This is a genomic window from Marinomonas sp. CT5 (assembly GCF_018336975.1).
Classification (GTDB): Bacteria; Pseudomonadota; Gammaproteobacteria; order Pseudomonadales; family Marinomonadaceae; genus Marinomonas.
Genome location: NZ_CP025572.1, coordinates 3,656,054 through 3,680,308 on the forward strand (window position 1 = coordinate 3,656,054; position 24,255 = coordinate 3,680,308).

Consider the following 24,255-nt stretch of genomic DNA (forward strand, 5'->3'; position numbering starts at 1 on the left):
TCGATATAAGCTAATAGCAGATAAATGTAGAATATTAGCGATTGTTGCTTGCCGCGAAATAGCCTATACCTCTAAAATAGTGCGCAATCATTTTTATAGCTTGTAAGGAGAAGTCGAATGGCTTTCATCGTTACCGATAACTGCATTCGCTGCAAATACACTGACTGTGTGGAAGTTTGTCCTGTAGACTGCTTCTATGAAGGCCCTAACTTTTTGGCAATCAATCCTGATGAGTGTATTGACTGTGCATTGTGCGAACCAGAATGCCCAGCTAATGCCATTTTCTCTGAAGATGAATTACCTGAAGACCAAGAAGTATTTGTTGAATTGAACAGAGACTTGTCTTTAATCTGGCCAAATATTACAGAGAAAAAAGACGCATTAGCTGATGCATCAGAATGGGACGGCGTTGAGGACAAATTAGAGCATTTAGAGCGCTAATTTTACTTGTACAAAACGTAAAAAAGCGACTCTCGGGTCGCTTTTTTCATATCTAAAACAATCAAAACAAAAAGTTATAGATAAAAAAAGGGCGGCTCATGGCCACCCTGCTTTCTGCTCACATCCTGTTAAGCGACTCTTCCGATGAGTAAAGCATCACTGCTTGCTTCATCTTGAAGCACCCAAACTATCCTTTCGCATGGTGCATTCCATTGAACCACGTTATTCCTATAGAACACTCCATTGTTCTTGAACATCCTGATTCAATCCCAGACGCCATCAATAGCATCTTAATAAGCACTTCATGCGCTCTTCATCCATGAACTCCGTTTGGATAAGATTAAATTTACCAGCTTTTTTATTTTAAGCAAACGTCGAGAAATCACGTTAAAATCAATTATTTTCTTTATAAATCAATAAAATAAATTCAAATTGAGGAAGAAACTTACCTTTCACGACATAACAAACGGGAAACACCTACAGGAGTGTAAGCAAATGACTACAAAGCATAGAGAAATAGGTCGAATCGATGATCAAACTGCCACTAAGAATTCATCCGCCCATTGTATCGCGACTAAATATGTCGCTTTTAAATCGTCAAAATCTTGAGGATTTTTAATGGTATGTTCATTAGAGTAATTCTCGACCAAATCTAGCGTATTACCGACTCTTCCAGAACGATGCACAATGGCATTAATAAATTCACTTGGCAGAGGTAATTCTCCCAACACGTCATCCAACTTCATGCCTGTACATACATCAATCATCGACAACATACCCGCTAAGAAATATTTATCTTGATTATTGTAACCTCTAATTTCAGCAAATAGTTCTGCATGCTTTGCACGAACCATAATCTGCTCAAGCAAGACGTGCCTTTCTCCTACCATTTCCGACATTAATAATAGGTTAGTAAGCGACTTCAGTTTTTCCATCCCTATGAGCATAATCGCTAAACGTACGGAATCTACCGAAGCCACCAAACCTGTCACAGGTGAATTCAAATAGCGCAATAGCTTATGAACCAAACCAGCATCTTGACTGACAATCCGTTCTAGCTCATCAACACTAAGCGTCGAGGTATTTAGCAGTGATGACATGAGCTGCAAAAGCGTCATACTATTCACTTTAGAGGTTTTGCTTGATACCAGTTCCGGCTTCTCAAAGAAATAACCTTGGAAGTATTCAATACCCAATAAACGGCAAAATTGATAGTCTTCCCAAGTTTCGACCTTTTCCGCAATAATTTTCACGTCAAAGCCTCTTAACGACTCAATTTGCTTATGAAAATTGTCATGCCCTAACAACTGCAAATCTAATTTAATGTAGTCAGCAAGCTCAATAAAAGGCGTTAATTTACTATGAAAAGTGAAATCATCCAGTGCAATAGAACAACCCGATTTGACCCAATGACGTAAAGACGTCAAAAGTACTGCATCAAATCCTGCACTTTCTTGTACTTCAACAACGATGTTTTCTTTATTAATCGGCATGCCACTAGAGCTTAAAATATAAGCCCTTGGGAAGTTCACAAACGCTTTACTCGTCCCAACAAGGTTATCCATACCTATCTCAAAAACACTAGCCGCAATGACCTGAGCCGTTGAACCTACGTCATCAACAATATCAGCTTGAGTGGCCATGATATTTTTACGATAGAAAAGCTCATAACCCATAACAGCTAAGTGGTTATCAACAATTGGCTGCCTTGCCAGCGCAATATTGGCGTATGCAAGTGGTACATTTTCGGCCATATTATTTTTTCCAGAAAGAGATCCATGACGAATTAGTACAGTGTCTCAATATTGTCTAAAAATTGCCATTGGGCATAGACAATAAACTTGGTAACATGGGCGGATATATAAAGCAAAAAATCTGTGGGGAAAATAATGCCAATATACCGTTCTAAGACAACCACCTCTGGCCGCAATATGGCTGGGGCTCGTGCTCTATGGCGTGCAACAGGTATGAAAGACGACGACTTTCAAAAGCCAATCATTGCCGTTGCAAACTCTTTCACACAATTTGTACCAGGTCACGTACACCTAAAAGACCTTGGTCAGCTAGTTTGCCGTGAAATTGAAGAGGCAGGCGGTGTTGCAAAAGAATTTAACACAATTGCCGTCGACGATGGTATCGCTATGGGTCATGACGGTATGCTTTACAGCCTTCCTTCCCGTGATCTTATTGCTGACTCTGTAGAATACATGGTTAACGCACATTGCGCCGACGCACTAGTGTGTATCTCAAACTGTGACAAAATTACACCAGGAATGCTAATGGCAGCAATGCGCCTAAATATTCCGGTTATTTTTGTCTCTGGCGGTCCAATGGAAGCAGGTAAAACCAAACTTTCTGAGAACAAGCTAGACCTTGTTGATGCCATGGTTATCGCGGCCGACCCAACAGCAACCGATGAAAAAGTAGCCGAATACGAACGTTCAGCTTGCCCGACTTGTGGCTCTTGTTCTGGCATGTTCACAGCGAACTCTATGAACTGTCTGACTGAGGCTCTTGGTCTAAGTTTGCCAGGCAATGGTACAACACTAGCAACTCACTCTGACCGTCATAGATTATTCGTAGAGGCGGGTCGTCGAATTGTCGAAATCACCAAACGTTTCTACGAAAATGACGAAGCTAACTGGGCACCACGCTCTATTGCCAGCTTCGGTGCCTTTGAAAATGCCATGACACTAGACATTGCAATGGGCGGCTCGACCAACACAATTCTTCACCTATTAGCGATTGCTCGTGAAGCCGGTGTTGATTTCACCATGGAAGATATCGACCGCCTGTCTCGTAAAGTACCTCAGCTATGTAAAGTGGCACCCAACTCACCAAAATATCATATTGAAGATGTTCATCGTGCTGGTGGTATTTTTGGTTTATTAGGTGAATTGGATCGTGCTGGTTTGTTGCATAACCAATGTCATACGGTTCACGCAAAAACCATGGAAGAGGCACTGGAAACGTGGGATATCATGCGTTCTCCAACACCTGAAATCATCGAGTTTTACAAAGCGGGTCCAGCTGGCATTCCGACACAAACAGCATTTAGCCAATCTACTCGCTGGCCCTCTCTAGACGGTGACCGTAAAGATGGCTGTTTCCGCTCTATCGAAAACGCCTTTTCACAAGAAGGTGGATTAGCCGTACTTTATGGCAATATCGCTGTTGATGGCTGTGTGGTCAAAAGCGCTGGTGTCGACGAATCCTGCTTAGTATTTGAAGGTCCTGCTCACATAACAGAATCTCAAGACGAAGCGGTTAAAAATATCTTAGATGACAAAGTAAAAGCCGGTGAGGTGGTCATCGTACGTTACGAAGGGCCAAAAGGCGGACCAGGCATGCAAGAAATGCTTTACCCAACGTCTTATATTAAATCGAAAGGTTTAGGTAAAGCCTGCGCCTTACTAACAGATGGCCGTTTTTCTGGTGGTACCTCTGGTTTATCTATTGGTCACGTTTCACCTGAAGCCGCTGCCGGTGGCGCTATTGGCTTGGTTCAAAGTGGCGATATCATTCGTATCGACATTCCAAATCGTACTATTAACGTGTTACTAAGCGATGAAGAACTACAAGCTCGTCGTGATGCGATGAATGCGAAAGGTGCTAATGGATGGAAACCAGCTGAAGAACGTCCACGTAAAGTATCTCCTGCACTGAAAGTCTATGCGCACTTTGCTACCAGTGCAGACAAAGGCGCAGTTCGTGACATTAGTAAAATTGACTAAGGTTTAAGCAAAGAAATTAAAAGGCCGCTTTGCAAAAGCGGCCTTTTTCATTAACAACACACCACAAATTAACAGGAAAAACCATGCTCAGCTATCGCCATATTTATCATGCAGGCAACCACGCTGATATTTTAAAACATTTGACTGTCAGTCAAATCTGCCGTCACTTTGTTAAAAAGGATACTCCCTTTTTCTATCTAGATACCCATGCTGGCATTGGTCAATATTCGCTGAATTCTGAGCAAGCACAAAAAAACAAAGAATTTCATTCAGGCATAGCCCGCCTAATGAAAGAAGACGACTTACCTGAACCATTGGAAGGTTTGTTAGACATCGTTCGAGAAATGAACCCAACCGATAAACTCGAGTTTTATCCAGGTAGCCCGAAAATTGTCGACTATTATGTTCGTCAAAAAGACAAGCTACACTTGTGTGAACTGCATCCAAACGACTTTCCACTGTTGGCGGCACTTTTTCCAAACAAGCGTAAAGCCAATGTGGTCAAAGATAATGGTTTTGCTGCGGTAAAAGCCATGCTACCACCTCCACAAAAGCGTGGATTTGTTTTGATGGATCCGCCTTACGAGGTCAAAAAAGATTATCAATATGTGGTTCAAGCATTAGAAGAAGGCCATAAGCGCTTTCCTCAAGGCACTTACGCTATTTGGTATCCGGTATTAAATCGCCAGCAGGCCAATGAATTATTGAAATCAGTTAAAGCCACTAATATACGTAATGTATTGCTGCTTGAGCTTTGCATTAGGAACACAGAACAAGAACGAGGAATGGCTGGAAGTGGTATGATTATCGTCAACCCTCCTTGGACACTAGAAAAAGAAGCCAAGGAATTTTTACCTGTTCTTAGCCAGTTGTTAGCAGAAGACAATGAAGCGGGTTATCAAGTCACTTGGATTACCCCTGAATAACCAAATTATAAGGAGCGCGTCATGAGCACGCCTTTCGAACTCGCATTTAAAAACATGCCAACACCGGCTTTTATAATTGAAAGCGGCACTGGCAAGCTACTGTCATACAATAAAAGCTTTGAAGTTTTGTTTGAAAATTTTAATGCGACGCCTCCCAATAAATGGGAGTCACTCTGTGAAGATGCAGTGTCTCTTGAGGACTGGAAAGCGCTCGACGAGAAAATTAAAAAGGGCAATATAGAACGCTGTGAAAGTTTAATTCGTGTCGGTGAAGAACTCATTAATATGGAGCTTGAGCTACGCCACTTGGGCGATATAGTAATAGCTTGCGTCTACAACACGGACCATATGGACCTTTCTGCGGCAGAAAACACGTTACTTAAATTTGCCCTGACTGAGTCATCAGCAGGATTATGGATATGGGAAACAGAAACAGATCTTGTATCCTGCTCCAAATCCATTGCCACCCTATTAAACTATCCACCTGATCGCACACCCCGCTCAACAAATGAATGGACGGCTTTAGTTCACCCTGATGACGTCAAAAGATATATTAACGTTATGAATGAACATATATCACTCAATCAAGATTATTATGAAGTGGAATATCGAATTCTAACGGGTGATCAACGTTATCTATGGGTGAAAGAGCGCGGTAGAAGCTATACCAAAGGATCTGATGGCAGTATCAAAAAAGTCATTGGTTTCATGGTCGATATTAGCCACCAAAAAGCGCTGGAAGAGCACCTGCGTAATCAGGCCACATTTGACGAACTAACAGGGTTGTTAACACGCGGAGCGGCACTGACACACTTTAAAAAACAATTAGGCCTCGCAAAGCGTCAATACACACCGCTGACCATGGCAAAGATCAACCTTGATTCTAATGATCGCCTAAGTAAACTGCCCATGGAAGCACGCAACATTGCTATACAAACATCCGCTCGCTATATCTATAAAAAAATCAGAGAAGCCGATGTCTTGGCTAGAGTAGAACCAGATAAACTGTTACTACTTTTACCCAATACCAGTGTTAAAGATGCGAAAACGTTACTGAGCCAAATTATTACACCAACAGAAGCGGAAGCTACATCCTTGCTCAATGGCAACTCGGACCCCATGGATTTTTGTGTTGGTATTGCAGCCTTCCCTGAAGATGGCGAAACCATTGAAGAACTGGCATTGAGCGCCAATCAAGCCGTTGAAAATGGACAAGCTTTAGACAAACAAATTGTCGTAAGTTAAGTTGATAAGCGCCAGTAAAACGCCGCATTTAAAATGCGGCGTTTTTCGTTCTAACAAGACTCACCTTGTAAGGTCAAAACTATCCTTCTAGAACCACCATAATCTCGATGTTCTCCCAAGTAAATTCCTTGCCAAATCCCTAAGCACAACCTCTTATCTCGAATCGGGATCATTAGAGATGAGCCCAACATACTTGCCTTGATGTGTGCAGGCATGTCATCGCTGCCTTCATAAGTATGCTCATAATAAGGTTGGTCTTCTGGGACCATATAAGAAAAGTGTTTCTCCATGTCGCGGCGTACTGATGGGTCAGCGTTTTCGTTGATCGTTAAAGACGCTGAGGTGTGCAGCAGTTGAATATGCAACAAGCCGATAGAGACAGGCGACATTTTTGCTAAGGCCACTTCTACCTGATCGGTAATTAAATAAAAACCTCGGCGCATCGCGGGTAATTCAATCTCAACTTGTTGCCACATAGAAACTACTCTGCACTGGTTCTTTGGTAAACAGAAAAACGATAATCGTATGGATTTGGTCCTTCAGCAGGAAATGCTTCTTCCGCTATTAGAGTAAACGACGGCCAGTCTACTTCTGGAAAAAACGCATCGCCTTCTACTTCCGCATCCACATGAGTAATGTACAAACGATCCGCTCGCTCAAGGGCCAACTGATAAATTTGCGCACCGCCAATTACCATCACCTCTTCCTGACCATTCACTAAACAAATGTCTTCACCAAGTGAAATGGCCGCTTCCAATGTCGTCACCACATCAACGCCTTCCGCTTGGTAATTAGGATCTCGACTAATGACAATATTGCGGCGCCCCGGTAGTGGCTTACCAATCGATTCAAAGGTTTTGCGCCCCATAACTATGGGCTTCCCCATGGTCGCTTGCTTGAAGTATTTAAGATCGTTTGGAAGATGCCAAGGCAACGAGTTATTAATACCGATGGTTCGGTTTGTGGACATAGCAACAATAAGTGACAACATAAAATAACCTACGTAAAAATCTTGGCTCTTCTTTGCTCTGACAATCCAAGAGCAAAGGGTTCTGATATAATCAACAGTATTTATTATACCCATGACGATTCAGATTGCATTTCTTAACCAGCAAGAACAAGAATCATCAAGGCAAAACAGACAAGGCATTTTTATGAAACAATACCTAGACCTCTGCCACCGCATTATTAACGAAGGCGAATGGGTTAATAACGAGCGAACAGGCAAGCGTTGTCTAACCGTTATTAATGCCGACCTTACCTATGATGTCAGCAAAGGTGAGTTTCCCCTAGTCACCACCCGCAAAAGCTACTGGAAATCGGCTATTGCCGAAATCATTGGTTATTTAAGAGGCTACGATAATGCGGCAGACTTTCGTGCCTTGGGCACCAAAACATGGGACGCCAATGCCAACGAAAACGAAGTATGGCTAAACAACCCATACCGTAAAGGTGAAGACGACATGGGGCTATGCTACGGCGCCATTGGCCGTAATTTTCCTAAACCAGACGGTGGTCATATCGACTTATTAAAGCAAATTATTGATGATCTTAGCCGTGGTGTGGATAACCGTGGGGAAATCCTCACTTTTTATCACCCAGGCGCATTTCATATGGCTTGCCTACGTCCCTGCATGTACAGCCACCACTTTTCTCTACTGGGCGATACACTTTATCTAAACAGCACTCAACGCAGTTGCGATGTACCGCTTGGCCTTAACTTCAACATGGTTCAAGTGTATGTCTTGCTGGCCATTGTTGCGCAGATAACAGGCAAGAAACCGGGACAAGCCTTTCATAAAATAGTGAACGCTCACATCTATGAAGATCAGCTAGAACTAATGCGTGACGTACAGCTAAAACGTGAACCTTATCCGTTACCTACACTAAAAATCAACCCTGAGATCAAGTCTCTTAAAGACATCGAAACTTGGGTGACCATGGATGATTTCGAAGTCAAAGGTTATCAATTCCACGACCCTATCGCTTATCCCTTCTCAGTGTAATCGACTCTCGATTTAAGTAACCTAAAAGAAAAATGGCGAACCAGGCAAGGTTCGCCATTTTTCACTCAATAGTTTTAAGATATTCAATACAATCAACACTGCAACCCAGCACTTCAGCGAAGTTTTCATGGGTCTTCATTTCCACAAAACCATTGCGAGCCAACACTGTCTGTGAAGCCCTATTGCCTATCGAAGCAAAGGCCATCAAGGTATGTAGATTGAGTTCTTTGGCTAGTTGAATCATTTGTTCAACAGCACGTTTGGCGATACCACGACCGGTAAATTTTTCACTCATTCGATAGCCCAAATACGCCTCACTCAACACCGAGTTAATATTGGTTAAGTTAATCCGCCCAATAATCTCACCCGTCTCATGAGTAATCAGCATAGGCAACATGACTTTCCTTTGATATTGCGAGAGGCATTCTTCTATGTGATTTTTCACACCGTCAACCGCATAAAACTCCGCTTCCCTCGGATTAATATGCGATTCAAACCAAGCTCGGTTCTCGACTTCAAAGCGTAACAAAGACGCATAATCAGATCGAGATAACAGCCGAAGACTTACCTGTTGATCGCCAAGGCCCAAGGAGTACGCCACAACCTTTTCCTTCACTCTTTTATAAAAAAAGCAGCCAATTGACTGCTTTCATTTAGCATTATTGTTTGGGGTACCGCTTTAATTTAAACCCTGCGACCATCAACCCAACGCCAATAATGACCATAGGCAAAGACAGTAGCTGCCCCTCTGTTAACCAGCCAAATGCAAGGTAACCAATTTGGATATCTGGCTCACGAACAAATTCCACTAGAATACGGAAAATGCCGTAACACAATAGGAACAACCCAGAAACGCAATAGCGTGGTTTGGTTCTTTGCGAGAAGAACCACAGAATGCAAAACAGTGCCACTCCTTCGAGCGCAAACTGATACAACTGGGAAGGATGACGAGCAAGTTGGAGTGGGTCATTAGGAAAAATCATAGCCCATGGAACATCAGTTGGTTTGCCCCATAACTCACCACCGATAAAGTTACCTAAACGCCCAGCCCCTAAACCAATCGGCACAAAAGGCGCTAGAAAGTCCGTCACATCCACAAGGTGTTTATTATAACGACGAGCAAAGAAGAACATGGCAACAATAACGCCTAAAAGACCGCCATGGAAAGACATACCACCTTCCCAAATACGCACCAGAATCAGTGGATTATCAACAAAAGCGGGGAACTGATAAAACAAGATATAACCGACTCGACCACCAAGTATGACACCTAGTGCCCCATAAAAAATGGCGTCACTAACCATTTCAGGAGTCCAAAGACCATTAGAACGTTTGGCACGGTACATGCCGCACAAATAGGCACCAGCAAAGCCGACCAAATACATAATACCGTACCAATGCACGGAGATTGGCCCTATTGATACTGCAATAGGGTCAATGTTGGGATAAGAAATCATAATACTGCAGAAAACCTCGGGTAGGTGTTAGTCCACGTTGGCCGTTTTAGAAGGTCGAATCAAACGTTCAATATTGGCTTCACGCATAAGTCGTGTCATTGTTTGAGTAACGGCTTCCGCATGGGATAGTTTCATCACTTGATTGAGCATGGCTTTAGCTTGTTCCATTGAGATATTTCGAATCACGGCTTTTACTTTTGGAAGGCTAGTCGAACTCATGGATAAGACGTCGTATCCCATTGCCATTAATAAAATGGCTCCCATAGGATCACCCGCCATTTCACCACAAACACTCAAGCCTACCCCTTCATCTTGAACCTGATCAACAATACTAATAAGAGCTCGGAGAACCGATGGATGAAATGAATTATATAAATCAGCGACACGGGGATTATTACGATCAACGGCTAATAAATATTGAGTTAAATCATTACTTCCGACAGAAAGAAAATCAACCATTCCAGCCAGCTCTCTTGCTTGATAAACCGCCGCAGGTATTTCAATCATCACACCAACTCTCGGCATTTTGACATCAAAACCTTCCTCTTTAACTTCCGCATAAGCTCGACGAATCAAAGCTAGGGCTTCTTCCACCTCAGCCACATTCGAAATCATAGGCAACATAATTTTTAAATTATGCAATCCTGCACTGGCTTTAATCATGGCTCGAATTTGCGCCATAAATATTTCTAGATGATCGAGTGTCACTCGAATACCACGCCACCCCAAAAATGGGTTTGCCTCATCTATTGGAAAATAAGGTAAAGCTTTATCACCGCCAATATCAAGAGTACGCACTGTTACCGGAGCTGGCGCAAAACCCTCTAATTGCTGGCGGTAAATAACCACTTGTTCAGCTTCTGTAGGGAATCGATCACGCACCATAAAAGGCACTTCAGTTCGATAAAGACCAATACCTTCAGCTCCTCGATCTAATGAACGAGCTACATCTGCAGACAACCCCGTATTTACAAATAACGAAAGACGATGTCCATCAAGCGTTTCACAAGGGAGGTCTTTAAGTGTTTCGTATTCTTCTTCTAATAACCGCTCTTCATCAACTATTTGTTGATAGTTCTCTTTCAACGCATCAGAAGGATAAGTAAAAACTTTGCCCAAATAACCATCAACTATCAGCTCTACCTTATCCAGTTGTGCATAAGGTAGATCTAACGCCCCCATCACGGTCGGGATACCCATAGCCCTTGCTAAGATAGCAACATGGGAGTTACCTGAGCCCATAACAGAAACAAGACCTTTGATCTTATCTATGGGAATCTCACCAAGCATAGAGGCGGTCAGCTCTTCACCAACAATAATAGAAGGCTCACTGAAACGCTCTATTATATTCGGCGCTTTTTCTTGTAAATGAGACAATATACGACGACCAAGATCACGTAGATCTGAAGCTCGTTCTCGAAGATACGGGTCATCCATCCGGTTAAACTGCTGAATATGGGTCTGAATAACCTGCCTTAATGCCCCTTGAGCCCAATTGCCTTCATTAATTTTACGGACAACTTCTCCCGCAATAGAGTTGTCATCTAAAATTTTCAGATAGACATCAAATAATGCTTTTTCATCAGCCGAAAGGTGCTGACTAATACGAGTACTGGCACGACGAATATCTTGTCGCACAGCATCTAGGGCTTGGTAAAAATCTTGAATCTCTTCTTCATGGTCAGTGGTGATTCGATCTGGAATAACGTCTAAATCGGCTGGCGGAAAAACAACCACACCTTGACCAATTGCTACGCCAGAACTTCCAGGTATACCTTTGTAGCGAAAATCCGCCCCACTAGGAGTAGCATTGGCATTAAGGTTGGTAATCGCTCCAGTGGCTTCAGCATGAGCAATAACGCCTGCTAATTGGGCGGATAGCGTGATAAGAAAAGCTTCTTCTCCCTCATCGAAACGACGCCTGTCTTCATGTTGAACAACCAACACACCTAACACTTGTCGATGATGGATAATAGGAACACCAAGAAATGAACGATAACGTTCTTCTCCTGTCCCTTTTAAGTAATGGAAAGATGGGTGAACATGCGCATCTTCAAGGTTCACTGGTTCGGCCCTACGACCGACTAAACTCACCAGACCTTCATCGGCCTTCAAACTCACGCTTCCGGCAATATCCGCATTTAAGCCACGTGTTGCCATTAAGACATATTCTTTCGTATTCATATCGACTAAATAGATAGAACACACTTCTGCACGCATAGCTCTACGAACACGTCGGACAATAATATCCAACGCCGCAGACAAAGACTGCGCCGCAGTCACCTCTTGTGTGATACGTCTTAACAAACTTAGCATGGTTCTCCTACCAATCTAATTAGTCTTAATTTTTTCGACTGAGTTTACCATTTTTTCCAGTCGGCGGTGCGCGCTGGGGATAAGCTCTTTTAATGCTCGCCTGTAAACATCCTTTTTAAAGGCGACAACCTGCCCCAAAGGGTACCAATAACTCACCCAGCGCCAGCCATCAAATTCAGGGCTATCTGTCCCATCCACACACACAGATGAATCGGAACAGCGAATAGATAAAAGGAACCATTTCTGTTTTTGTCCAATACATAAAGGCTTACTATTGTGTCTGAGCATGCGCTTAGGAAGTCGATAACGCAGCCATCCCCGAGTTTTTCCTATTATTTCTACCTGATGAGGATCTAAACCCACTTCTTCTTTAAGCTCTCGAAACAAAGCTTCTTCAGGTGTTTCATCGGATTTGATACCTCCTTGAGGAAACTGCCAGGCATTTTGCCCTACGCGTCTCGCCCAAAGAAGTTGGCCACGCTCGTTCATCAGTATGATGCCCACATTCGGTCTGTATCCGTCTGCATCAATCACGAGCTATCACCTTTTAATATAAAAATAAATTAGTTTCATTGTTCCACAATTCCCCCATCTGCACAATTAAGACTACTGTTATTTATTGTCTTCAAGGCTATAATTCGCGCACATTTGAAGAATTGAGGACAGCTTGTGACACTCGCAATATTTGACTTAGACGGCACACTATTAAACGGCGACAGTGATTACACTTGGGGACAATTTCTTGTTGAGAAAGGTTTAGTAGACAGTCAAGTCTACAAACAAGCCAATGACAAGTTCTTCGAAGAATACCAAGCAGGGACGTTAGACATTCATGAATACTTAGCATTTAGCTTAGAGCCACTTACGAAGTTTTCTAAAGAAGAGCTCACAGAACTGCACAACACCTTCATGCAGGAAAAAGTGCAGCCCATGATGCAAGAAAAAGCTAACGCATTATTAAAACACCACAAAGACCAAGGTCATTTTCTGCTCATGATCACCGCAACCAACCAGTTCGTTACTGGTCCAATTGGCGATGCATTGGGCATGGATCATATTATTGCGCCTGTACCTGAAATGATTAACGATCACTACACAGGCAAAATTGTTGGTGTACCCAGTTTCCAAGCAGGCAAAGTCACTCGTTTAAATGATTGGCTTGCTGAAACAGGACACTCTATGGAAGGCAGTTATTTTTACAGTGACTCACGCAATGATTTGCCTCTGCTAGAATTAGTCGCTCACCCAATTGCAGTAGACGCGGATGAGACTCTAACAAAGATTGCGCAAGATCGTGGTTGGCAACACATCTCTCTAAGAGATTAATCAAAGCTCATAAAAAAACGCTGGCAGAATGACTCTGGCAGCGTTTTTTTCGCTTATTTTTTTAATAAGCAATCAGCAAATAATGCTATAAGCCCATATTGTTATGGATACGATAAAACAGTGCTTTTAAGTATTCTGTTTCTTCAATAGCAGGATGCACTGGATGATCTGGCGCTTGCGTTCCACGGTAAATCAATTGTGAGAAACGCTCTAACTGACGGCTATTGCTGCGAATAATATCGTGCAAGCGCCCTGTTTCTAAATGCATAGAACAGGAGCCAGAAACCAAAATACCGCCCTTAGCAACCAAGCGCATCGCCAGTTGATTTGCTCTATGATAAGCCCCTTCACCCGCCTTAATATCTTTACGGCGAGCAATGAAAGCCGGTGGGTCCATAATGACCACATCAAAGCGCTCTTTGTCTTCAATTAAAGACTGCATTGCGTCAAATGCATCACCATGCATTAAGCTCGACCCACCTTCATATTGGTTTAGCTTAAGGTTTTCATCCACATGATTTAACGCGCTTTCTGAAGCATCGATGAAAGTCACATCCGTTGCCCCAGCAGAAGCCGCTTGAACGCCCCAGCCACCGACATAAGAGAAAACATCCAATACACGCTTACCGTCACAGAAGCCTTGCATGGTTTTACGGTTTTCTCGATGGTCATAGAACCAACCTGTTTTTTGCCCATCCCAAACTGGTGCTTGAAATAACACATCGTTTTCCTGCAAATAAACCAGCTCAGGTACAGTACCGAAGGCCTCTTCCACATAGGTTTCAAGACCTTCGATTTGACGCATCTTACCATCGTTTTTCATCAAAATTGCTGAAGGTTTCAGCACTTCTTGCAAAGCTTCAACGATTTCATCCTTTACTCGTTCCATACCCGCTGTCGAAATTTGCATCACCAAAATATCTGCAAAGCGATCGACAACCAAGCCAGATAAACCATCTGAATCACCAAACACAAGGCGATAATATGGCGCAGGATAAGTAAGTTCACGTAAAGATAAAGCAATCTTTAAACGATGAACTAAGGTCGATTTATTGAGAAAAGTATCTGTATTACGGCTCATCAAGCGGCCGCAAATCAAGGTATTAGGATTTATTGTCGCAATACCAAGAGGTTTTCCTTGTGCTGTTTCGACAACAACCTGATCTCCTGGTGTAAATTGCTTTAATGGCGTCGCCGAGGTATCTACCTCATTGCTGTATATCCATTGATGTCCAGCTCTTAAACGGCGATCAGTTTGACCTTTTAGTCGAATAACACTCAAAATTTTCACCTAGTTTATTAAAAAACGGCTATTATAGAGACTCTAGATTCAATTGCTACGAATTACGTAGTCGTAAAGTTACTTATCTCTGAAGAAGTCTGTTTATGTCATCTACATTAAATGAAAATCAGCTAAAACTTATTCTACAAGGCATCAGCATTCCCCCTCAACCACAGATTATGGTGGACTTGCATATGGAACAAGCTATGCCAGATCCAGACATGACACGTATAGCTGAAATAATTTCACAAGATGTTAGCCTCTCAGCTGCTGTGCTTAAACTTGTTAACTCTTCTTTTTTTAGCTTTGCTCGTAAAATAACGTCTATTCAACAGGCCGTTATACTACTAGGGCCAAACAGCGTAACCAACATAGTAAATGGTTTGGCTGTCAAAGGTGAATTATCTGATGAAGGAATAAAATCCCTTCATAGTTTTTGGGATACTGCGACAGACATAGCCGCCATCAGCTCTAGTTTAGCAAATCAGCTTAATTTCAAATATCAGGATGAATGCTATTCCTTGGGGCTTTTCCACAATGCTGGCATTCCTCTAATGTTAAAGCGCTTTGAAGGCTATCAAGAGATATTAGAGAAAGGCTATCAAGACCCAAATTTCTCTTTAACCAACCTAGAAAATGAAGCTTATAAAACTAACCATTCTGTTGTGGGTTATTACCTAGCTAAATCTTGGGGACTACCAAAAAGCTGTCGTGACGTGATTGCGAAACACCACCGTATAGATCATTTGTTTAATCACCGCATCCCTGGCGATAAGATTTATTTAACTTTTGCTTCCATATTAAAAATGGCTGAGCACATTGCTTCCACTTACAAACACATTGGTAGAGCAGATGAAGATTATGAATGGCAGAAAATTGGCCACTACGTTCTTGATCATTTAGAGCTAAGCGAATATGACTTTGAAGGTATGATTGAAATTTGCCATGAGCAAGGCCTTGGAACTATCTAACACGGCCACTTAATGTTTTATAGCAGATACAAAAAATGCCCAAGTGATTTATAAATAGATCACTTGGGCATTTTATTTAGAAGTATTGGTTTAGCATTTTGAAACACTATCACACTAGAGACCTTTTGAGATCTGTCTCTTTAGCGGGGAAACATCACAAGATGATCTAGATGGACACTCAAACCAATTTCCTGACCAATAGAATGGTTGTGATGAGACGATGCAAAGCAGTACACAACTTTTCCTGATGATAATTTCACACGATATAAAAAATGTGATCCACGAAACCATCGACTCACAATGATTCCGACAAACTCACTATCATCATCATGCAGAATGTCATCAGGACGAATTAATAAGTCCACTTCTGTATCATCAGCAAAACCGTGATCCAAATCACCACGTATATTACCTAAATCCGAATGAACGCAATCAGGACCACAAACTACAGCCGATAAAAAATCTCCATGGCCAATAAAACTCGCTACAAAGCGTGTTTCTGGTCGGTGATAAATTTGATATGGCGAGCCCGTTTGATGAATCTCACCTTCACTCATAACCGATACTTGATCAGCCATAGCAAAGGCTTCCATCTGATCATGCGTGACCAAAAGCGCACTCATTCTTTCATGCTGTAATATGGCTCGAATATCGGGAACCAGTTCCTCTCTTAACTTCGCATCGAGTCCAGAAAAAGGCTCATCCATTAACAATAATTTGGGTTTAGGTGCAATTGCCCTAGCTAGAGCAACACGTTGCTGCTGACCACCAGAAAGAGAATGGGGGTAACGGGACTCGAACCCCGATAGACCGACCAAGCTTAATAAATACACAACACGTTCTTGCACAGCCTCTCTTGGCCAAGAGGACAAACCGAATGCAATATTTTGTGCAATCGTAAGATGGGGAAACAAGGCGATATCCTGAAACACCATACCAATAAACCGCTGCTCTGGATTCACATTGTGTGATGGGCTGGAGATAATCTCATTATCAATGCAAATTTCACCCGTCATTAAAGATTCAAAACCGGCAATCGCCCGTAATAAAGTGGATTTACCGCAACCGCTCGGGCCAAGTAAGCAACCAATCTGTCCCTCTAATAATTGGAATGACGCATTTTTAACAACCGCATCACCATCATAACCAACTGAAACATCAGTCAACGTCATTTCTTTCAACAATTTATGAGGAGGTAATGATGTCATATGTGATCCTATATTTAATACACGCTATTCAGAGTGCCCACTATGCTGTGTTTCCGGTACGAGAAGAGATGGAACGACTCAACAAAATCACTGGTACTAGCCCCACCAGCACTATCATTAATGAAGCAGGAGCAGCATCAACAAGACGTTCATCTGATGCAAGCTCAAACGCTCTTACCGCCAGCGTATTAAAATTAAATGGGCGCAATACTAAAGTCGCTGGCAACTCTTTCAGCACATCAACAAAGACAATTAACATCGCCGTTAATACTGAGCCTTTTAATAATGGAACATGAATACGGGTTAATACTTTAAACGGCGACATTCCTAAAGAGCGTCCAGCCATGTCCATACTCGGTTTTATCTTTCCAAGTCCATTTTGCACTGCACCTAAAGACACCGCCATAAAACGCACCGTATAAGCAAACAACAAGGCAATTAAGGTTCCAGAAAAAATAAGACCAACTTTTTCATCACTATAATGTTTCACTAAATCAATGATGCGATGGTCCAGCCAAGCCAACGGAACAATAGTACCAATCGCAATAATTGTGCCGGGCAAAGCATACCCTAAGCCAGCAATACCGACCGAAGCTCTCACTGTTCTGCCATTATTCAAACGAATTGCATAGCTCAACACTAAAGCTAAACTCACCACAATTAACGCCGCTAATGCAGCCAAATAAAATGAATTCCATGCTAATTGAATAAAGCTTGAATCAAGGGACTCTGCTTTAAAGACAGCCCAGTATGCCAACACACCAATAGGTATTAAAAAACCGACTACAATTGGCAATAAACAGAAAGCGCATGCTAATAAACCACGACCACCTTTTAAAAACATACGCTTATTACTGGCTTTTTTTAGTCCAGACGAGTGATATCGAATGCGATGTCGAGAATATCGCTCCAGCAAAATTAATACCGCCACAAACATAAGCAAAACACCAGCCAGTTGAGATGCGGCTGCCACATCACCAAAACCATAGAAGGTACGCAATATGCCAGTGGTAAAAGTATTTACACTAAAGTATTGAACGGTGCCGTAATCGGCCAATGTTTCCATCAATGCCAGAGTCAAACCCGTCACAATAGCAGGACGAGCAAGCGGGAGTGCGAGTTTGAAAAATACTGCGCGGCCAGAATAACCAAGTGTTCGGCTGACTTCTAAGGTATTCTCAGACTGTTCCAGAAATGCCGCTCGGCTCATGAGGTACACATAAGGGTAAAGTACCAAAGTCAGCATAACGATAGCACCACCAAGAGATCGGATTTCAAAAAACCAATACTCGCCATAGCGCCAGCCAGTCAACTCACGAATAAAAGTTTGTACTGGTCCGGCAAAATCCAGCACACCAGTGTAAGTATAAGCAATAATATAGGCGGGAACGGCCATCGGCAAAAGCAACGACCAAGAAAGAACTGAGCGACCAGGGAAATCACACATACTGGTTAACCAAGCACAAGGTACTCCGATCACCAGCACGCCAACACCGACTCCCAGCATGAGTAACAAAGAGTTCGAAATGTATTCTGCTAAGACAGTGTGATAAAGGTGTCGCCACACTTCACCATCACCAAGAAGCACGTTGACGACAACCACCAGAATAGGCAATGCTAAAGTAGCAGCAATAATGATGGCCGATATTTTCAGCCAATTCCACTTAGACTTACTTACAAAACTCGAATAAGTTGAATCAGCCATTAATCGTCAAAAAATCCTATTATAACGCCCGAATTTTTATCGAGCCGATGTATATATCAAATCAATATCAAAACACCAATAATTGGCGTCAATGTGGGCTATTTACTTCCAGCCAGCAATGTCCATTAATTCGACTGCTTCACGGTTATTTTCACCCAATGTACTCAGTGAAATAGTATCTGCTCGGAATGTACCATAAGGCGCTAACATTTCTGGAGCACCAATGCCGTTAACCACAGGGTATTCATTGTTTACATGAGCATACCACTCTTGAGAAGCTTTGCTGGTTAAAAAGTCTAACACCAACTTAGCATTTTCAATATTCGTCGCTGCCGCCGTAATACCGGCACCACTGACATTCACGTGCGCTCCTCTCTCACCTTTACCCTGATTAGGCCAGAATAATTTCACACTCTTATACACTTCTCGCTCATTAGCTCTATCACTCTGCCCAAGTCGTCCATAGTAATAGGTATTTGCCAATGTTAAATCACAAACACCTGCTGACACCGCCTTTAATAGATCAACGTCGCCACCAAAAGGTGGGCGGGCTAAATTAGACATTAGACCTTTAATCCAAGCCTGAGTTTTCTCACGTCCATCCGCATCTAACATAGAGGCCACTAAAGACTGATTATAAATATTAGCTGAAGAGCGCACACAAATACGTCCTTTCCATTTCGGATCGGCAAGATCTTCGTAGGTAGATAAATCTTTCGCTGCTACTTTTTCTGGATTATAAAAAATAACACGAGCACGCTGTGATAAACCAAACCAATAACCATCGCTATCTCTTAAGTGACTAGGAATATTCTTATCCAAAATATCACTATGAAGAGACTGTAAAACGCCTGCTTCTTTTGCTCGATGTAAACGCCCCGCGTCTACCGTGATAAATAAATCCGCTGGACTGGCATCACCTTCCGCTTTTAGGCGACTTAATAACGCATCTGCCGACCCAGTTATGAGATTCACTACAACGTCATTTTCTTCAGAAAATTTATCGAGTACAGGTTTAATAAGTGACTCTTTACGAGCTGAATATATATTCACTTCACCTTGGGCATATAAACCAGTAGAAATAAATAATGACGAGGCGAGAGCCACAAACCCAAAAGAATTTAATAAAGACTTGCGATCTTGAAGCTTTTTGCGCCATTTCATCGACATACTCACTTTCCACCTATTCAAACTTGCTTTTCTCCAGAGCAGCAGAGGAGAAAAGCGACTTAAAAATGAAACAAGAAATTAGCACAACACAATGCTAAACACTAGCGATTATCATTTATTATGACTATGCAAAATCATCTTTCATGTATAGAAATAATCATTAAAAAAATGGCTTATTTACTTTTCGAAAATAAGCCATCAATAAAGAAGGGGAAATTAAAGCGTCCTTAAAAGCTAAGACAAACAACTAATGCAGTAATTGAGTCAGCCCATCGCCAATAGACAAGGCATCATCCAACTCATATACCACTCCTTCTTCCAAACCTGCGGCTTTCGCCACAGCAGAAGGAAAACCTTCACGCACTAAGTCGTACTCACGTTCGTTGTGTATACAAGCATTCATATAACAAGCTAAGTTCAATACACATGCCAAAGGATCTGGTTTGTCATCAAAAAATGGGCGTTTATGATGTTGCACGGCATACCCAAGACCAGCCGGAAATTTCCAGAGATCCATTAATTCTTTACCTGCATCTTGAGAGGTAAATCCTAATCTATCCTGCTCGGCCTTAACTCTTCCTGCCTTACGGTTTGCAACTAACGCTTGAATCTCTTTAGCAATAGTCGGCTCAGTAAGATGCAATAACAAACGACCAATGTTGTGCACAATTCCCGCCGTGAAAGCTTCATCCTCTTGAACCAGAGGTGTTCTTTTTGCAAACCATTGTGCCAATTCAGCAACTTTAAAAGAATCCGCCCAAAATTCATTCAAATTTAAGCCTTCTACTTTGGCGACGGAATTAGAAAAGCCGGAGGCAATAACCAAAGTCTTCAATTTATCAGTACCCAATAGGATAGTAGCTTCCTCAATCGAAGAAATTTTTCTAGATAAACCAAAGTAAGCCGAGTTAACCACTCGTAATACTTTTAAGGAAATGGTCTGATCATGAGAAACTCGTTCAGTAAGATCGGTATATTTTACATTAGGATCACTAAGAAGCTGAATAAGTTCACGGACGACATCGGGGACATTAGGAAGCTTATCAGTTTGCTTTAGAAGATCTTTTGCTTGCATGCCATTCCACCCTACTCTGATTAGTTTATATCTCTGTAAGCAGGATAAAACAGCACTTACTTTTTGCAACGGGAAATAAGTAGCGTTTTGCAAGCAAATGGCTAATCGCTCCCTAAGACAGAAACAAAAATTGACAAAGGAGTTAAGAAAACGATGACAAACCAGCTGCTCGAGCGACCAATTTCTTCTTCAAAGATTCACCTTTGTTAAATTGCTTCATGCCCATGTTTCTGAGCTGCACAATGAAAGGTTGTTGAGTAGAAAACAAACGTTTAAAGGCTTCCATCCCTGCTGCCATTGCAATATTGTCCAACATTCGAACTCGTTGATAACGACGCAGCACTTTACTCGCACCAAGATGTTCACCACGACGATGGGCTTTTTCTAAGACCTCCACCAAGGCTTTCACATCTCCAAAGCCTAAGTTAGCGCCCTGGCCGGCAAGAGGATGAATGGTGTGCGCCGCATCACCTATTAATGCCAACCCAGCTTTCACATATTCTTTCGCATGGCGCTGCCTTAATGGGATCGCCTGTCGGGTTTGCGTCAGCCTCAGAACGTCAAAGCGTTTATTCATCGCGTAATGTAAACGACGACAAAATGCGGCTTCATCCAGTGCCATCAAAGACTCCGCTTCTTTTGGAGGAACCGACCAAACAATGGAAACATAATGCTTTTGATCAACAGAAGGGAGAGGCAGGAAGGCTAAAATGCCCTCTTCACCAAAACTTTGCCAAGCTGTATTTTCATGAGACTCGCCAATTTCCAGCGTGGTGACAATCGCATGATGGCCATAATCCCACTCAACGGTATCAAAGGCATTTTCAGTGCGCAGTTTAGACAGAGCGCCATCTGCGGCGATGATCGCCTGAGCATTGAGAATATGGCCTGAAGCCAACTCTACTTTTACAGCAGACTCACTCAATTCATGAGACTCTAACGTATCACCTAAATACAGATCAATGTTATCTGAAGAGCGCACCTGAACCATTAATTGCTGATTCAATACAGCATTTTCAACCAAATGACCAAGCTCAGGCATGGCGGTTGCTTGCGCATTAAAATCAATATAACCCTCGCCAAGACCATCCCAAACCACCATATTGTCATAAGAGGCGATACGATCTTTCGCAATGCCTTGCCAAACATTCGCTTGTTCTAACAAGGCTTTCGATTGACTGGATATGGCACTCACACGAGCATCATACGCTGGCGGGGTAGATAGCGGATATTCGCCATTGTGTTTATCCACCAGCGCAATTCGTAAAGATGACTTTGCCAACAATATCGCAGACAAGGCACCCACCATACCAGCGCCCACTATGATCAAATCGTACGACTTAGCCATCTTACTTACTCCAACTTATCTATATGTGTTTATCGACTTTCAGCCATTAACGCTTCAATTTCTACCACTTCTTTTGGCAGGCCATGGGTCAATACATAAGGGCCATCGGCACGGATAAGCACATCGTCTTCAATACGAATACCGATGCCTCGCCATTTAGCATCAACAGATTCATCATCAGCGGAAACGTATAGCCCAGGTTCAATGGTTAGCACCATGCCTTCTTCTAACAAACGAGATTCACCATTTACCTTGTAAGCACCGCAATCATGAACATCCAGACCTAACCAGTGCCCCGTATTGTGCATGTAAAAAGCTCGATATGCCTTGCTCTCGATCAGTTGATCAACATCACCTGTTAATAATCCATGGGCAACCAAGCCTTCCGTCAAGGTGCGAACCGCGGCGTTATGGCAAGCTTCGTAAGGTGTTCCTACATTTAGCTCTTTCATACCAGCATGATAAGCATCGAGTACAAGCTGATATAATGCGGCCTGCGGCTTACTGAATTTACCGTTGGCAGGGAAAGTACGAGTAATGTCGGCCGCATAACAACCCAGTTCCGCTCCTGCATCAATCAATACCAGATCACCGTCTTCGATCACTTCGTCATTTTTAATGTAATGCAAGACACATGCGTTACTGCCTGAGGCAACAATGTTGTTATACGCAGGCTGACGAGCACCGGATTTCATAAAGATATAATTCAGCTCAGCTTCCAACTGATATTCATTCATCCCCGGACGAACAGATCGCATCGCTTGTTTGTGAGCAGCAACCGTGATTTGCGCCGCCGCTTCCATAATGGCAATTTCTTCAGCGTCTTTTCGTAAACGCATTTCAGAGACAAGGGGTAGTAAATCTGTAAAGGTCGTGGGTGCTACCGCCCCCATTCGTACACGGGCCGCAATGGAATCACGCCAGCCAGCAATCTTTTCACGTAGCGCATCGTCATTAAATAAATACACTATCTGCTCGGCACCGTCTAACGCCGCTATTGCGATGTTCTCTAGCTCTTCTAATGGTGCCGCTTCCTTAGCGCCAAACTGATTGATTGCGCCTTCTGTACCGAAACGAAAACCATCCCATTGCTCGCGCTCTGGGTCTTTCGGCAATGTGATGAGCGTCATTTCACCTTTGCCACGAATAATCGCGTAGGCACTTGGCTCTGGAAACCCTGTTAAATAGAAAAAACTGCTATGCGGACGAAACTCATATTCACAATCATTATTGCGTGTCGCCATCTCACCTGTACGAATAATAACCACACTGTTTGCAGGTAACGATTGCATCAAGCGCTCGCGGCGAGCCTGATACGTTTGAGTATCGATTTTCATAGAAGGTCTCTCTTGTAAATAGTTATTCCATTAAAAAATATCAGTAAGCTTTTGATTTTCTTTATAATTTTAATGCAAAGAATTTTGTTTAGTATGATCTACATCTGGATTAATGTCATGATGTTCTGTGTATAGCATCATGGCTGACAATCTTACGTATTCTACTAATTCAGTTAAATCCGCTTCATTATCATTGTTGTCTTCTAGTGCACGCATCTCTGCTTGCATACCAGAGATATTGGCAAAATCACGAAGAATTTGTTTTGTCTCATCTGACAAATCATTCTTTTGGCCTGATAATCCATAACCCGCTAAAAAGCCATGAGCCCACTGAGACAAGGTTACACCTCTCTCACACAACTCAGCATCTTCATCTGAGATACTAGGCACAAGCGCAAATTCACCATTTTGAAACAAGGTTAACGTGGCTGTATAAAGTTCAATAATAACAGCTCGGCTCGCTTCTTCTTTCCAGCCTTCGATATCGCAAAATTCCACCACCATGCTCAGCCAATCCTCTAGCGGCAAAGTCACACCAGAAGCCAGATAACCACAAAGTTGACCGTGTAGTTCTGAAGGCGAAGCCGTAATGGATTCGGTGACAAAAACATCAGCGATTAAATCGAAGTCCAACGCGTCTTTTAACATTTCTGTGGACATAGTGTGCCAACCTTTTGCTGTTCAGTTCATTTAAATTTAGGGTTTTAC

General features: G+C 42.5%; 22 protein-coding genes. 7 read left to right on the forward strand and 15 right to left on the reverse strand.

Annotated elements, in window-relative coordinates; genetic code table 11:
• The first annotated feature begins 117 nt into the window (after positions 1–117).
• Entirely contained in the window at positions 118–441 is a 324-nt protein-coding gene (gene fdxA / locus C0J08_RS17535) for a ferredoxin FdxA (protein WP_212653194.1), read from the forward strand.
• Positions 442–974: 533 nt separating this feature from the next.
• Here the strand turns inward: fdxA and C0J08_RS17540 are convergent.
• Positions 975–2,195, reverse strand: a complete 1,221-nt coding sequence (locus tag C0J08_RS17540) for an EAL and HDOD domain-containing protein (RefSeq protein WP_212653195.1) — start codon at positions 2,193–2,195, stop codon at positions 975–977.
• 135 nt (positions 2,196–2,330) lie between these two features.
• Here C0J08_RS17540 and ilvD point away from each other — a divergent pair, with 135 nt between their 5' ends.
• The 3 genes from ilvD (at position 2,331) to C0J08_RS17555 (ending at position 6,346) form a co-directional block, all read left to right on the forward strand.
• Positions 2,331–4,175, forward strand: a complete 1,845-nt coding sequence (gene ilvD, locus C0J08_RS17545) for a dihydroxy-acid dehydratase (RefSeq protein ID WP_212653196.1) — start codon at positions 2,331–2,333, stop codon at positions 4,173–4,175.
• Positions 4,176–4,258: 83 nt separating this feature from the next.
• Positions 4,259–5,101, forward strand: a complete 843-nt coding sequence (locus tag C0J08_RS17550) for a 23S rRNA (adenine(2030)-N(6))-methyltransferase RlmJ (protein WP_212653197.1) — start codon at positions 4,259–4,261, stop codon at positions 5,099–5,101.
• Positions 5,102–5,122: 21 nt separating this feature from the next.
• Positions 5,123–6,346: a sensor domain-containing diguanylate cyclase gene (locus tag C0J08_RS17555; protein ID WP_212653198.1), complete on the forward strand. Its 1,224-nt coding sequence runs from the start codon at positions 5,123–5,125 to the stop codon at positions 6,344–6,346.
• Between the two features lie 50 nt (positions 6,347–6,396).
• Here the strand turns inward: C0J08_RS17555 and C0J08_RS17560 are convergent, their stop codons facing one another.
• Positions 6,397–6,822, reverse strand: a complete 426-nt coding sequence (locus C0J08_RS17560; protein ID WP_212653199.1) for a secondary thiamine-phosphate synthase enzyme YjbQ — start codon at positions 6,820–6,822, stop codon at positions 6,397–6,399.
• A gap of 5 nt (positions 6,823–6,827) precedes the next feature.
• A complete protein-coding gene (folA, locus tag C0J08_RS17565) occupies positions 6,828–7,337 on the reverse strand; it encodes a type 3 dihydrofolate reductase (RefSeq protein WP_212653200.1) in 510 nt (169 codons plus the stop codon).
• Positions 7,338–7,500: 163 nt separating this feature from the next.
• Here folA and C0J08_RS17570 point away from each other — a divergent pair, with 163 nt between their 5' ends.
• Positions 7,501–8,352, forward strand: coding sequence for a thymidylate synthase (locus C0J08_RS17570; RefSeq protein WP_212653201.1), 852 nt, complete (start codon positions 7,501–7,503; stop codon positions 8,350–8,352).
• A 61-nt stretch (positions 8,353–8,413) separates the two neighbouring features.
• Here the strand turns inward: C0J08_RS17570 and C0J08_RS17575 are convergent, their stop codons facing one another.
• The 4 genes from C0J08_RS17575 to C0J08_RS17590 are packed head-to-tail and all read right to left on the reverse strand — an operon-like array spanning position 8,414 to position 12,659.
• Entirely contained in the window at positions 8,414–8,953 is a 540-nt protein-coding gene (locus C0J08_RS17575) for a GNAT family N-acetyltransferase (RefSeq protein WP_249344358.1), read from the reverse strand.
• Positions 8,954–9,011: 58 nt separating this feature from the next.
• Entirely contained in the window at positions 9,012–9,809 is a 798-nt protein-coding gene (gene lgt, locus C0J08_RS17580) for a prolipoprotein diacylglyceryl transferase (protein WP_212653202.1), read from the reverse strand.
• A gap of 27 nt (positions 9,810–9,836) precedes the next feature.
• Positions 9,837–12,125 (reverse strand): phosphoenolpyruvate--protein phosphotransferase, encoded by a 2,289-nt coding sequence (ptsP, locus tag C0J08_RS17585; protein WP_212653203.1) that lies wholly within the window; start codon positions 12,123–12,125, stop codon positions 9,837–9,839.
• A gap of 15 nt (positions 12,126–12,140) precedes the next feature.
• On the reverse strand, positions 12,141–12,659 hold the full coding sequence (locus C0J08_RS17590; RefSeq protein ID WP_212653204.1) for an RNA pyrophosphohydrolase: 519 nt from the start codon (positions 12,657–12,659) through the stop codon (positions 12,141–12,143).
• 135 nt (positions 12,660–12,794) lie between these two features.
• On the opposite strand from C0J08_RS17590, the gene C0J08_RS17595 reads away from it, so the two are divergent.
• Positions 12,795–13,451, forward strand: a complete 657-nt coding sequence (locus C0J08_RS17595) for a histidinol-phosphatase (RefSeq protein WP_212653205.1) — start codon at positions 12,795–12,797, stop codon at positions 13,449–13,451.
• An 85-nt stretch (positions 13,452–13,536) separates the two neighbouring features.
• Here the strand turns inward: C0J08_RS17595 and C0J08_RS17600 are convergent, their stop codons facing one another.
• Positions 13,537–14,733, reverse strand: coding sequence for a class I SAM-dependent rRNA methyltransferase (locus tag C0J08_RS17600; RefSeq protein ID WP_212653206.1), 1,197 nt, complete (start codon positions 14,731–14,733; stop codon positions 13,537–13,539).
• Positions 14,734–14,837: 104 nt separating this feature from the next.
• Between C0J08_RS17600 and C0J08_RS17605 the strand changes: the two genes are divergently transcribed.
• Complete coding sequence (locus tag C0J08_RS17605; RefSeq protein ID WP_212653207.1) at positions 14,838–15,704, forward strand: HDOD domain-containing protein; 867 nt, start codon at positions 14,838–14,840, stop codon at positions 15,702–15,704.
• Between the two features lie 140 nt (positions 15,705–15,844).
• Here the strand turns inward: C0J08_RS17605 and C0J08_RS17610 are convergent, their stop codons facing one another.
• The 7 genes from C0J08_RS17610 to C0J08_RS17640 form a co-directional block, all read right to left on the reverse strand.
• A complete protein-coding gene (locus C0J08_RS17610; protein ID WP_212653208.1) occupies positions 15,845–16,912 on the reverse strand; it encodes an ABC transporter ATP-binding protein in 1,068 nt (355 codons plus the stop codon).
• A 40-nt stretch (positions 16,913–16,952) separates the two neighbouring features.
• Positions 16,953–18,617, reverse strand: coding sequence for an ABC transporter permease (locus C0J08_RS17615; RefSeq protein ID WP_212653209.1), 1,665 nt, complete (start codon positions 18,615–18,617; stop codon positions 16,953–16,955).
• Positions 18,618–18,719: 102 nt separating this feature from the next.
• Positions 18,720–19,781 carry a Fe(3+) ABC transporter substrate-binding protein gene (locus C0J08_RS17620; protein WP_212656349.1) on the reverse strand — a complete coding sequence of 354 codons (1,062 nt, stop codon included), beginning with the start codon at positions 19,779–19,781 and terminating at the stop codon, positions 18,720–18,722.
• A 253-nt stretch (positions 19,782–20,034) separates the two neighbouring features.
• Positions 20,035–20,862 (reverse strand): HDOD domain-containing protein, encoded by an 828-nt coding sequence (locus tag C0J08_RS17625; RefSeq protein WP_212653210.1) that lies wholly within the window; start codon positions 20,860–20,862, stop codon positions 20,035–20,037.
• 142 nt (positions 20,863–21,004) lie between these two features.
• Positions 21,005–22,210, reverse strand: a complete 1,206-nt coding sequence (locus C0J08_RS17630) for a UbiH/UbiF/VisC/COQ6 family ubiquinone biosynthesis hydroxylase (protein WP_212653211.1) — start codon at positions 22,208–22,210, stop codon at positions 21,005–21,007.
• 29 nt (positions 22,211–22,239) lie between these two features.
• Entirely contained in the window at positions 22,240–23,547 is a 1,308-nt protein-coding gene (locus C0J08_RS17635) for an aminopeptidase P N-terminal domain-containing protein (RefSeq protein ID WP_212653212.1), read from the reverse strand.
• Between the two features lie 69 nt (positions 23,548–23,616).
• On the reverse strand, positions 23,617–24,207 hold the full coding sequence (locus tag C0J08_RS17640; RefSeq protein ID WP_212653213.1) for a UPF0149 family protein: 591 nt from the start codon (positions 24,205–24,207) through the stop codon (positions 23,617–23,619).
• Positions 24,208–24,255: the final 48 nt, after the last annotated feature.

Coding starts and splice junctions, on each gene's coding strand:
- C0J08_RS17610 (WP_212653208.1), bottom strand. CDS start 16,912: ATGACATCATTACCTCCTCATAAATTGTTGAAAGAAATGACGTTGACT.
- C0J08_RS17615 (WP_212653209.1), bottom strand. CDS start 18,617: ATGGCTGATTCAACTTATTCGAGTTTTGTAAGTAAGTCTAAGTGGAAT.
- C0J08_RS17625 (WP_212653210.1), bottom strand. CDS start 20,862: ATGCAAGCAAAAGATCTTCTAAAGCAAACTGATAAGCTTCCTAATGTC.
- C0J08_RS17620 (WP_212656349.1), bottom strand. CDS start 19,781: ATGAAATGGCGCAAAAAGCTTCAAGATCGCAAGTCTTTATTAAATTCT.
- C0J08_RS17555 (WP_212653198.1), top strand. CDS start 5,123: ATGAGCACGCCTTTCGAACTCGCATTTAAAAACATGCCAACACCGGCT.
- C0J08_RS17605 (WP_212653207.1), top strand. CDS start 14,838: ATGTCATCTACATTAAATGAAAATCAGCTAAAACTTATTCTACAAGGC.
- C0J08_RS17540 (WP_212653195.1), bottom strand. CDS start 2,195: ATGGCCGAAAATGTACCACTTGCATACGCCAATATTGCGCTGGCAAGG.
- ilvD (WP_212653196.1), top strand. CDS start 2,331: ATGCCAATATACCGTTCTAAGACAACCACCTCTGGCCGCAATATGGCT.
- C0J08_RS17560 (WP_212653199.1), bottom strand. CDS start 6,822: ATGTGGCAACAAGTTGAGATTGAATTACCCGCGATGCGCCGAGGTTTT.
- folA (WP_212653200.1), bottom strand. CDS start 7,337: ATGTTGTCACTTATTGTTGCTATGTCCACAAACCGAACCATCGGTATT.
- ptsP (WP_212653203.1), bottom strand. CDS start 12,125: ATGCTAAGTTTGTTAAGACGTATCACACAAGAGGTGACTGCGGCGCAG.
- C0J08_RS17635 (WP_212653212.1), bottom strand. CDS start 23,547: ATGAAAATCGATACTCAAACGTATCAGGCTCGCCGCGAGCGCTTGATG.
- lgt (WP_212653202.1), bottom strand. CDS start 9,809: ATGATTTCTTATCCCAACATTGACCCTATTGCAGTATCAATAGGGCCA.
- fdxA (WP_212653194.1), top strand. CDS start 118: ATGGCTTTCATCGTTACCGATAACTGCATTCGCTGCAAATACACTGAC.
- C0J08_RS17550 (WP_212653197.1), top strand. CDS start 4,259: ATGCTCAGCTATCGCCATATTTATCATGCAGGCAACCACGCTGATATT.
- C0J08_RS17630 (WP_212653211.1), bottom strand. CDS start 22,210: ATGGCTAAGTCGTACGATTTGATCATAGTGGGCGCTGGTATGGTGGGT.
- C0J08_RS17570 (WP_212653201.1), top strand. CDS start 7,501: ATGAAACAATACCTAGACCTCTGCCACCGCATTATTAACGAAGGCGAA.
- C0J08_RS17640 (WP_212653213.1), bottom strand. CDS start 24,207: ATGTCCACAGAAATGTTAAAAGACGCGTTGGACTTCGATTTAATCGCT.